The following is a 1,045-nucleotide window of genomic DNA, read 5'->3' as shown; positions in this document are numbered from 1 at the left end:
AACAGGCGGCGAAACTTGAGAGCCAAGAAGCCGAAGTCAGCAAGCGCGACTCCATTATCGGGCTTCTGCGCGTGCAGCTGGAACTGCTGCGCCATCGGCAGCATGGCGCTTCTTCGGAAAAGATCGACCGGAAGATCGAGCAATTCGAACTGATGCTGGAGGAGATCGAGGCCTCTCGTGCCGAGGCTGAGATACGCTCTGGGCAAGCTCCTTTGCCGGAATTGGACGACGCACCGGACAAGCCGAAGCGCAAGCCATTGCCCGATGGTCTTCCCACCGAAGAGCTGGTCTATGCGGCGCCCTGCAATTGCCCGACCTGTGGTGGCACATCCTTCCTGAAGGCGGCTGACAAGGTGGTCCAGGTGATGGAGCACGTGCCGGCGTCCATCAAGATTGTCCGCCACGTCGAAAAGCGCATGATCTGCAAGGACTGCGACACGACGGTGGCAGGCGAAATGCCGACCCTGCCGATCGAGCGCGGCAAGCCCGGACCGGGATTGCTCGCCCATATCATGGTCGCCAAATTCGACGATCACATCCCCCTCCACCGCCTATCCGAGATGTACGACCGGCTGGGGATAGACATCTCTCGCTCCGTCATGGCCGACTGGGTCGGCCGCGTGTCCGTTCTGCTTGCGCCGCTCGTCTTGGCCATCAAAGCCCGTATCGCGGCGGTCGACCGAATACATACGGACGATACCCCGGTCGATGTTCTCGACCCTGGGCGCGGGAAGACAAAGACTGGCAGGGTTTGGGTCTATGTCTTCGATGGAAGCGGTTACCAGGATCCCACTCCCGGCGCGATCGCCTACTACTATAGCCCCGACCGAAAGGGCGTGCATCCGGCTGACCACCTCGCAAACTTCAGCGGCGTGATGCATGCCGATGGGTATGGGGGTTACAAGAAGCTCTACGGCAACCAGATCATCGAGGCGGCCTGCATGGCGCATGTGCGCCGCAAGTTCCATGATGTGATCAAGCTGAAGCCATCTCCGATCGCTGACGAAGCGCTGTCGCGCATCGGTGCGCTTTACGATATCGAGGA

At 60.5% G+C, this 1,045-nt stretch carries 1 protein-coding gene; it reads left to right on the top strand.

Features of this window, described 5'->3' with window-relative positions; translation table 11 throughout:
• On the top strand, positions 1 to 1,045 hold a 1,045-nt coding region (gene tnpC / locus ACWGTI_RS32505), incomplete at both ends, for an IS66 family transposase (protein ID WP_454590660.1).

It is taken from the genome of Mesorhizobium sp. ArgA1 (assembly GCF_053714375.1).
Note: the sequence above shows the minus strand (reverse complement) of the source record. Positions and strands in the feature narration are given on the sequence as shown.